Source organism: Streptomyces sp. NPDC056347 (assembly GCF_042262625.1).
GTDB lineage: Bacteria > Actinomycetota > Actinomycetes > Streptomycetales > Streptomycetaceae > Streptomyces.
The window spans coordinates 1-9,277 of sequence record NZ_JBHJQP010000244.1 but is presented as its reverse complement, the minus strand read 5'-3'; the positions used below and the strand labels follow the sequence as shown (position 1 = coordinate 9,277).

9 protein-coding genes and 1 rRNA gene are annotated in these 9,277 nt (G+C 73.2%); 8 read left to right on the top strand and 2 right to left on the bottom strand.

Translation table 11 applies throughout. The features are described 5' to 3' along the window. A 5S ribosomal RNA gene (gene rrf / locus ACFCV8_RS33830) occupies positions 1-95 on the top strand; the annotation flags it as partial. A gap of 668 nt (positions 96-763) precedes the next feature. Then, entirely contained in the window at positions 764-1,558 is a 795-nt protein-coding gene (locus ACFCV8_RS33825; RefSeq protein ID WP_376689338.1) for a hypothetical protein, read from the top strand. Between the two features lie 63 nt (positions 1,559-1,621). Here ACFCV8_RS33825 and ACFCV8_RS33820 read toward each other — a convergent pair whose 3' ends face one another. Beyond that, positions 1,622-2,899 (bottom strand): DUF1015 domain-containing protein, encoded by a 1,278-nt coding sequence (locus tag ACFCV8_RS33820; RefSeq protein ID WP_376689337.1) that lies wholly within the window; start codon positions 2,897-2,899, stop codon positions 1,622-1,624. Positions 2,900-2,970: 71 nt separating this feature from the next. Here ACFCV8_RS33820 and ACFCV8_RS33815 point away from each other — a divergent pair, with 71 nt between their 5' ends. Both ACFCV8_RS33815 and ACFCV8_RS33810 read left to right on the top strand, forming a co-directional pair. Beyond that, a complete protein-coding gene (locus tag ACFCV8_RS33815; protein WP_376689336.1) occupies positions 2,971-3,999 on the top strand; it encodes an HAD-IIA family hydrolase in 1,029 nt (342 codons plus the stop codon). Between the two features lie 101 nt (positions 4,000-4,100). Next, the gene (locus tag ACFCV8_RS33810; protein ID WP_376689335.1) at positions 4,101-4,919 is read left to right on the top strand and encodes an ABC transporter ATP-binding protein; all 819 of its coding nucleotides are present in this window, start codon (positions 4,101-4,103) and stop codon (positions 4,917-4,919) included. 16 nt (positions 4,920-4,935) lie between these two features. Here the strand turns inward: ACFCV8_RS33810 and ACFCV8_RS33805 are convergent, their stop codons facing one another. Then, on the bottom strand, positions 4,936-5,283 hold the full coding sequence (locus ACFCV8_RS33805; protein ID WP_376689334.1) for an SCP2 sterol-binding domain-containing protein: 348 nt from the start codon (positions 5,281-5,283) through the stop codon (positions 4,936-4,938). 43 nt (positions 5,284-5,326) lie between these two features. Here ACFCV8_RS33805 and ACFCV8_RS33800 point away from each other — a divergent pair, with 43 nt between their 5' ends. The 4 genes from ACFCV8_RS33800 (at position 5,327) to recN (ending at position 9,222) form a co-directional block, all read left to right on the top strand. After that, on the top strand, positions 5,327-5,623 hold the full coding sequence (locus ACFCV8_RS33800; RefSeq protein ID WP_376689333.1) for a hypothetical protein: 297 nt from the start codon (positions 5,327-5,329) through the stop codon (positions 5,621-5,623). A gap of 7 nt (positions 5,624-5,630) precedes the next feature. Beyond that, complete coding sequence (locus ACFCV8_RS33795; RefSeq protein WP_376689332.1) at positions 5,631-6,446, top strand: TlyA family RNA methyltransferase; 816 nt, start codon at positions 5,631-5,633, stop codon at positions 6,444-6,446. Positions 6,447-6,463: 17 nt separating this feature from the next. After that, positions 6,464-7,369: an NAD kinase gene (locus ACFCV8_RS33790; protein WP_376689331.1), complete on the top strand. Its 906-nt coding sequence runs from the start codon at positions 6,464-6,466 to the stop codon at positions 7,367-7,369. Positions 7,370-7,476: 107 nt separating this feature from the next. Further along, positions 7,477-9,222, top strand: a complete 1,746-nt coding sequence (gene recN / locus ACFCV8_RS33785) for a DNA repair protein RecN (RefSeq protein WP_376689330.1) — start codon at positions 7,477-7,479, stop codon at positions 9,220-9,222. Positions 9,223-9,277 lie beyond the last annotated feature (55 nt).

Genomic DNA, 9,277 nt, shown 5'->3' with positions numbered 1-9,277 from the left:
AAACGCCCGGTTACATTCCGAACCCGGAAGCTAAGCCTTTCAGCGCCGATGGTACTGCAGGGGGGACCCTGTGGGAGAGTAGGACGCCGCCGAACAATCTTTCAAGGACCCTTGGTCCCAGCGTTCACGCTGGGACCAAGGGTCTTTTTGTTTTTGTCGAAGCGCGTCGGATGTCCGACTGCGTCAGAATGTCTTGTAGTACCCGATGACAGGAGTCACGCCGATGTCCACCAACTCTCCCGACGATCGTTCGGAGCGCGAGCCGCGTCGCCGGGACGGTGGTGACCGGGGCGGCTTCGGCGGCCGTCGCGATGACCGCGCCAGTGGTCCGCGCCGGGACAACGACCGGAATGATCGTGGTGGTTACCGGCGTGACGACGGTCGGCCCTCCGGTGGTGGTGGCGGGTTCCGGCGTGATGATCGGGATCGGGATCGTGCGCCGCGTCGGGATGACGAGCGTGGTGGGTTCCGTGGCCCGCGTCGCGACGACGACCGGCCTCGTGGCCCGCGCCGTGACGACGACAACCGCGGCGGCGGCTTCCGCCGCGACGACAACCGGCGCGACGACAACCGTGGCGGGTTCCGGCGGGACGACAACCGCGGTGGCGGCTTCCGTGGCCAGCGCGACGACCGTGGCGGTCGGGGCGGCTACCGGGGGCGTGACGACCGCGGTGGATACGACAGGCGCGACGACCGGGACCGCGAGCCCATCAAGCGGCTGCCGATCCCCGAGGACGTCACGGGCGACGAGATCGACAAGGACGTGCGGCAGGAGCTGATGAGCCTGCCGAAGACCCTGGCCGAGGACGTTTCGCGCAACCTCGTCATGGTGGCCCGGCTGATCGACGAGGACCCGGAGCAGGCGTACGCCTACGCGCGGATCGCGCTGCGGCTGGCCTCGCGGGTGGCCGCAGTGCGAGAGGCGGCCGGCTTCGCCGCGTACGCCACGCAGAAGTACTCGGAGGCGCTGGCGGAGTTCCGGGCGGCCAAGCGGATGACCGGTTCCGTGGAGCTGTGGCCCGTCATGGCGGACTGCGAGCGCGGGCTCGGACGGCCCGAGCGGGCGCTGGCGATGGCCGGTGAGCCCGAGGTGCAGAAGCTGGACAAGGCCGGGCAGGTGGAGATGCGTCTGGTCGCCGCCGGGGCCCGGCGGGACATGGACCAGCTCGACGCCGCCATCGTCACGCTGCAGAGCTCCGAGCTCGCGTCGAGCGCCGTGCACCCGTGGACGGCCCGGCTGCGCTACGCGTACGCCGACGCACTGCTCGCCGCCGGACGTGAGAACGAGGCGCGTGAGTGGTTCGGCAAGGCGCTGGAGGCGGACAAGGACGGCTCCACCGACGCGTCCGACCGGCTCGCCGAGATGGACGGGGTCGAGTTCGTGGACGCCCTCGACGAGGACGAGGACGGGGTCGGGGCCGGTGAGGTTGACGGCGATGACGAGGCCGTGAGCCCGGAGCCGGCCGCCGGTGCCGCCGCGGAAGACGACCGCACGGACGGCGACGACCGCGCGGACGACCGTACGGACGGCGAGAAGGACCGTACGACCGAGGCGTGAGGCAATGAGAGAGGGCGGCATCCCGGAAGGGGTGCCGCCCTTTTTTGTTGTCCGCGTCCCTGCTCAGCCCTGGTCGAGGCTGCGCAGGACCAGGCCGGTGGCCGGCTTCGGGCCGAAGGAGGTCGACTTGCGGGGCATGGTGACCCCCTGCCGGGCGAGGTCGCGGACCACCTCCTCGCGGACCGGATGCATCAGGACCGCCGTGGCGCCGCGCCGCTCGGCCTGCTCCACGGCCGCGGCGGTGTCGTGGATGTAGGCGATGTGCTCAGGGGTGTCCGGGATCTCCCAGACATGGTCGAGCAGAGCCGCGTGCAGGACCGTCGCGTCGAGAGCCCGCCAGGCGGGCGGGCGGTCGGCGGGAATCGCGCGGGCCAGCAGCCCGGGATCGGGGCGGTCGACGAGGTGGAAGCCGCCGTCGCCCGCGAGCAGGAACGCGTTTCCCTCGGCGGATGCCCCGGCGAGTGCGTCCAGCGCCGACGGGAGCGGGCCGGGCAGTTCGCGTACCCGGAAGACCCCGTCCAGCGCGGCCAGCGCCGAGGCGACCGGAAGGCGGTGCAGCAGCCGGTGGATGGCGCGGACCCGGAGCGGGTAGCGGGCCGTGTCGACGAGCAGGACCAGACCGAAGTCCCAGGGCCCGGGCACGGTGTGCTCCTGCCGGAGACGGAGATAGGTGGCCCAGCGGTGGTGCCCGTCGGCGATCAGCGCCTGGTGGCGGGCGAGATCGGTGCCGATCTCCGCCTGCTCGACGGGGTCGGTGACCGCCCAGAGCCGGTGCCGGTACCCGTCCTCGGTCGTGGTGGTGAGCAGCGGCGGACGGTCCGTGGCCCGCTCGATGACGGCGGCGGCCCCCGATTCGCGGCCCCCGCCGCGGTAGGTGAGCAGCAGCGGTTCGAGGTGGGCCGCGGTGGTGCGCATCAGGTCGGCCCGGTCCTCCACGACATGGGCCATCACGTCCTCGTGCGGCAGGACGACGCCGTCGGCCGGGGCGGAGAGCGCCAGCGCCCCGATGACACCGCGTTGCAGCATCTCGGCGTTGCGCTGCTCGTACACGTACAGAGCGGGCTCGGGATCCGGTGCGAGGACGCCCTCGGCGAGCCAGCGCTTCAGGGTCTGCGCCGCCTGTTCGTGACGGGCCGCGGCCGTGTCCGCCTGGGGCAGGATCAGCCGGACGATGTTGTGCGGATCGGCGGACTCCAGATGATGAAGGCCGTCGGGCCGCACCACGACGTCGTAGGGCGGCGAGGTCACCGCGGCAAGACTGCCGACCCGCTCGGGGACGTAGCGCAAGCCACGGAACGGAATCAGACGCAGTCCTTCGCCGGCCGGACCTGATGTATTCATCCGTGCATGGTAAGTGCGCGGCCGGTGTACGCGATGATCTGGGCAGAAGCAGCGAGCGAGGAGCGCAAAGAATGAGTCAGCGGAGCAGAATCCGGCCCGGCGGCAGCAGCACGGTGCTGAGCAGGGCGTACGACACGGCGCTGCTCGATCTCGACGGAGTCGTCTACGCGGGGGACCACGCGATCGTCCACGCCGTCGATGCGCTGACGGAGGCGCGGGACGGCGGGATGCATCTGGCGTACGTCACCAACAACGCCCTGCGGACGCCGGACGCGGTGGCCGCGCATCTGACCCGGCTCGGCGTGCCGGCGGAGCCCGGCGACGTGATCACCTCGGCGCAGGCGGTCGCCCGGCTGATGGCCGACCAGCTGCCCGCCGGGGCCAAGGTGCTGGTGGTGGGCGGTGAGGGGCTGTGGTCGGCGGTCCGGGAGCGGGGCCTGGTGCCGGTGGAGTCGGCGGACGACGGGCCGGCCGCGGTGGTGCAGGGGTACGGCGGCCCCGACATGGCCTGGGGGCGGTTCGCGGAGGCCGCGTACGCGATCGCGCGCGGGGTGCCGTGGTTCGCGTCCAACACCGACCTGACGATTCCGAGCGCCCGGGGCATCGCGCCGGGGAACGGCGCCGCGGTCGAGGTCGTACGGATCGCCACCGGTGCCGAGCCGCAGGTCGCGGGGAAGCCGTTGCCGCCGATGCACCGGGAGACGGTGCTGCGCACCGGGGCCGAGCGCCCGCTGGTGGTCGGTGACCGGCTGGACACCGACATCGAGGGCGCGTTCAACGGAGGTGTGGACTCCCTGCTGGTGCTCACCGGGGTGGCGGACGCGGCGCGGCTGCTGGCGGCCGTGCCGGAGCACCGGCCGACCTACGTGGACGCGGACCTGCGGGGGCTGCTGACCGGGCAGCCCGAGGTGGTGGCCGGCGGCGGCGGCTTCGTGTGCGGGGGCTGGACGGCGTCGGTGCGCGGCGACGAACTGGCGCTGGAGGGGGACGGGGACGCGCTCGACGGGCTGCGGGCGCTCTGCGGCGCCGCCTGGTCGTACGCGGAGGAAGGCTCCTGCGGCCTGGACTCGGGCAAGGCGGTCGCCCGGCTGGGGCTGTAGGGCCCCGCGACCACACGAAAAGGTAGGTTAACCTAACCTAACTTTGTTCGTGGGTGTCGTCGTTCCGCACCCGGCCGCCTCCGACCCCGGGAGTTACGACCATGCAGCGCCTCACCGCGGACGCGGTGACCCTCGGCTACGGCGGCAGGGTCATCGCGGAGAACCTCTCGGTGGAGATCCCCGACCGTTCGTTCACGGTGATCGTCGGCCCCAACGCGTGCGGCAAGTCGACCCTGCTGCGCGCGCTCTCGCGGACGCTGAAGCCGGAGAGCGGACGGGTGCTGCTGGACGGGCGGGCGATCCACCAGCTGCCCGCGAAGAAGGTCGCCCGGACACTGGGGCTGCTGCCGCAGTCCTCCGTCGCCCCGGACGGGATCACCGTCGCCGATCTCGTCGGGCGCGGCCGGTACCCGCACCAGGGGCTGCTGCGCCAGTGGTCGCCGGAGGACGAACGCGTCGTCGAGGAGTCGATGGCGGCCACCGGCGTCGGCGCGCTGGCCGGCCGCCATGTCGACGAACTGTCCGGCGGGCAGCGGCAGCGCGTCTGGATCGCCATGGCACTCGCCCAGCAGACACCGCTGCTGCTGCTCGACGAGCCGACCACGTACCTCGACATCCAGCACCAGATCGACGTCCTCGACCTCTGCGCCGACCTGCACGAGACGCAGGGGCGCACCCTGGTGGCCGTCCTGCACGACCTGAACCACGCCGCGCGGTACGCCACCCACCTCGTCGCGATGCGGGACGGCCGGGTGATCGCCGAGGGGGCGCCCGGCGAGGTCGTCACCGCGGAACTGGTGGAGCGGGTCTTCGGGCTGCGCTGCCAGGTGATCGACGACCCGGAGACCGGGACCCCGCTGGTGGTGCCCGCCGCGCGCAGGCCACGCGCCGTGGCCGTCGGGGCCACGGCCGGGAGCTGACACGGGCCGGCCGGACCTAGAGCAGCGACCTCAGCCTCAGCAGATCACGGAAGCCCGCCTCCAGACGGACCCGGCCCGAGGCCCAGGCGCGGGCGAACTCCAGCTCGCCGTCGACCATGGCCACCAGGTCCTCACCGGTCATCGCGAGCCGGATCGCCGCCTTCTCGCGAGGCGGCCCCTCGACCGTGTCCAGCACCTGGATCCGGCCATCGGCCAGCCGGCCGGTGAACGTGACGCCGAGGTCCTTGATGTGACAGCTCAGCGACCGGTCCAGGGAAGCCGCGCTGCGTACGTCGCCGTCGGCCCCCGCGAGGCGGTCGGAAAGTCTGTCGAGTGCGCTGCGGCACTCCGCCATGGTCGCCATCATGATCGACGGTACCTCAGCCCTTCGGGGTAGCGTTTCCCGCATGAGCGACTCGATGCCGGAGATGCCGCGGACGCCGGAACCGGACGCGGCGGCCGCCCCCGCGCCCGACCCCGCCGCCCCGGCGCCCCTCGGCGTCACGCGTACCCCCACCGGTCATGCCGGGGTGGACGCCGGGCTGGAGCGTCTGGCCGATGCCGACCACCTCGCGGCGGACGGACACACCGAGGTGTACGAGGATGTACACCGTGGGCTGCGCGACACCTTGAGCGCGCTGGACACCGGGCCCACGACCGCACCGGTACCCGCACCGGTGCCCCCGCACGACAACAGGAGCTGAACCGAACGTGGCAGGAGTGGCACGCCGCCGTCTCGACGCCGAACTGGTACGCCGCAAACTCGCGCGCTCACGCGAGCACGCGAGCCAGCTGATCGCCGCCGGGCGGGTCACCGTAGGCGGGAACACCGCGACCAAACCCGCCACCCAGGTCGAGACCAGTGCCGCCGTCGTCGTGACCAAGGACGACAGCGACCCCGAGTACGTCTCGCGCGGCGGGCACAAGCTCGCGGGCGCCCTCGCCGCCTTCGTTCCCCTGGGGCTGGCCGTCGAGGGGCGCCGGGCCCTGGACGCCGGGGCGTCGACCGGCGGCTTCACCGACGTGCTGCTCAGGGCCGGGGCCGGTCATGTCGTCGCCGTGGACGTCGGCTACGGGCAGCTCGCCTGGTCGCTCCAGTCCGACGACCGGGTCATCGTCAAGGACCGTACCAACGTACGGGAGTTGACGCTGGAAGCGATCGACGGGCAGCCGGTCGACCTGGTGGTCGGGGACCTGTCGTTCATCCCGCTCGGGCTGGTCCTGCCCGCCCTGGCGCGCTGCGCCGCCCCCGACGCCGACCTGGTCCTGATGGTCAAGCCGCAGTTCGAGGTGGGCAAGGAGCGGCTCGGCAGCGGAGGCGTGGTGCGCAGCCCCGAACTGCGGGCCGAGGCGGTGCGCGAGGTCGCGCGCCGGGCCTGGGAGCTGGGACTCGGGGTGCGCGGGGTGACGGCGAGCCCGCTGCCCGGACCGTCGGGAAACGTGGAGTACTTTCTGTGGCTGCGGGCCGGGGCACCTGAACTGGATCCCGCGGATGTCGACCGTGCAGTGGCGGAGGGGCCTCGTTGACGACGAATGCGGCACGAATGACGACGGATACCGCACGAACCGTTTTTCTTCTGGCGCACACCGGCCGGCCGGCCGCGATCCGCAGTGCCGAACTGGTCGTACAGGGGCTGCTCCGCAGTGGTCTGGGCGTACGGGTGCTGGCCACCGAGGCGGCGGACCTGCCGCTCCCGTCGGCCGTCGAGACGGTCGCGGACGCCACGCCCCGGGCCGTGGACGGCTGCGAGCTGCTGATCGTGCTCGGCGGTGACGGGACGCTGCTGCGCGGCGCCGAGTTCTCCCGAGCCTCCGGGGTGCCGATGCTCGGCGTCAACCTCGGCCGGGTCGGTTTCCTCGCCGAGGCCGAGCGCGACGACCTGGACAAGGTCGTCGACCGGGTCGTCACCCGGGCCTACCAGGTCGAGGAGCGCATGACGCTCGACGTCGTGGTGCGCACCAACGGCGACGTCGTCCACACCGACTGGGCGCTCAACGAGGCAGCCGTGCAGAAGGTGTCGCCCGAGCGGATGCTGGAGGTCGTCCTGGAGATCGACGGCCGCCCCGTGACCGGGTTCGGCTGCGACGGGATCGTCTGCGCCACCCCCACCGGATCGACCGCGTACGCCTTCTCGGCGGGCGGGCCCGTCGTCTGGCCCGAGGTCGAGGCACTGCTGATGGTGCCGATCAGCGCCCACGCGCTGTTCGCCAAGCCGCTGGTGACCTCCCCGACGTCGGTGCTGGCCGTGGAGGTCCAGCAGCACACCCCGCACGGGGTGCTGTGGTGCGACGGGCGCAGGACCGTGGAACTCCCCGCCGGGGCACGGGTCGAGGTGCGGCGCGGGGCGGTGCCCGTACGGCTGGCGCGGCTGCACCACGCCTCGTTCACGGACCGGCTGGTCGCGAAGTTCGCGCTGCCGGTCTCGGGGTGGCGCGGCGCCCCGCACTGACCGGCGGACGTTCCCCCGGAGGTGTTGCGAAGCAACGGGTGCGTACCCGGGAGAGTGAGCCGCGGGGCGGGGTCCGTCGCACATCGGCCTTCGGACCTCGTAAGGTCGTGTCCGTGTTGGAGGAGATGCGGATACGGTCGCTCGGAGTCATCGACGACGCGGTGGTGGAGCTGTCACCCGGTTTCACCGCCGTGACGGGTGAGACCGGCGCGGGCAAGACCATGGTCGTCACCAGCCTCGGGCTGCTGCTCGGCGGGCGTGCCGACCCGGCCCTGGTACGGATCGGGGCCAAGGCCGCCGTCGTCGAGGGGCGGATCACGGTGTCCGAGGGGGACGCCGTCGCGCTGCGGGCCGAGGAGGCCGGGGGCGAGATCGAGGACGGCGCGCTGCTGATCAGCCGTACCGTCTCCGCCGAGGGGCGCTCCCGGGCGCATCTCGGCGGCCGGTCCGTGCCGGTCGGGGTGCTCTCGGAACTCGCCGACGAGCTCGTCGCCGTGCACGGCCAGACCGACCAGCAGGGCCTGCTCAAGCCCGCCCGGCAGCGGCAGGCGCTCGACCGGTACGCGGGCGACGGCGTCGCCCGGCCGCTCGCCGCGTACGCGGCGGCCTACCGCCGGCTGCGGGCGGTCGCCACGGAGCTGGACGAGCTGACCACGCGGGCCCGCGAGCGCGCCCAGGAGGCCGATCTGCTGCGCTTCGGGCTGGGCGAGATCGCCGCGGTCGAACCCCTGGCCGGTGAGGACGTCGAACTGGCCGCCGAGGCCGAGCGGCTCGGTCACGCGGAGGCGCTCGCCTCCGCCGCGTCCCTGGCGCACACCGCGCTCGCGGGCAATCCGGAGGACCCGGAGGGCGTCGACGCGACGACCGTGGTCGCGGCCGCCGGACGGGCGCTGGACGCGGTGCGCGCCCACGACCCGGCGCTCGCGGCGCTCGCCGACCGGATCGGCGAGATCTCGATCCTGCTCTCCGACGTGGCGGGCGAACTGGCCGGGTACGCCGATCAGTTGGACGCCGATCCGCGGCGGCTCGCCGCGGTGGAGGAGCGCCGCGCCGCGCTCACCGCGCTCACCCGGAAGTACGGCGAGGACGTCGGCGCCGTGCTCGGCTGGGCCCAGGAGGGGGCCGCCCGGCTCACCGAGCTGGAGGGCGACGACGACCGGATCGGCGAGCTGACCGCCGAGCGCGACGCGCTGCGGGCCGGACTCTCCGTCCTCGGGCAGGAGCTGACCGACGCCCGCAACCGGGCGGCGGCGCTCTTCGCCGACGCGGTGACCGAGGAGCTGGCCTCCCTGGCCATGCCGCACGCCCGGGTCTCCTTCGCGATCCGGCAGGCCGAGGCGGCCGACGAGGCGTCCGGCATCGACATCGACGGGCGGAGCGTGGTCTACGGGCCGTCCGGCGCCGACGAGGTCGAGCTGCTGCTGGCCCCGCACCCCGGTGCCCAGCCGCGGCCGATCGCCAAGGGGGCCTCGGGAGGTGAACTGTCCCGGGTGATGCTCGCCGTCGAGGTGGTCTTCGCGGGCGCCGACCCCGTACCCACGTACCTCTTCGACGAGGTCGACGCCGGCGTCGGCGGCAAGGCGGCGGTCGAGGTGGGGCGGCGGCTCGCGAAGCTCGCCCGGTCCGCCCAGGTCGTCGTCGTCACGCACCTGCCGCAGGTCGCGGCCTTCGCGGACCGGCAGCTGCTGGTCGAGAAGACCGTCGACGGGGCGGTGACCAGCAGCGGGGTCACGGTCCTGGAGGGCGAGGACCGGGTGCGGGAGCTGTCCCGGATGCTCGCGGGCCAGGAGGACTCCGAGACGGCACGGGCCCACGCGGAGGAGCTGCTGGCCGCGGCCCGGTCGGACGGCTGACACCCCTTCACGGTTACGGGTACGGCCTGTTCACGTCCACGAGTACGGCCCGCCG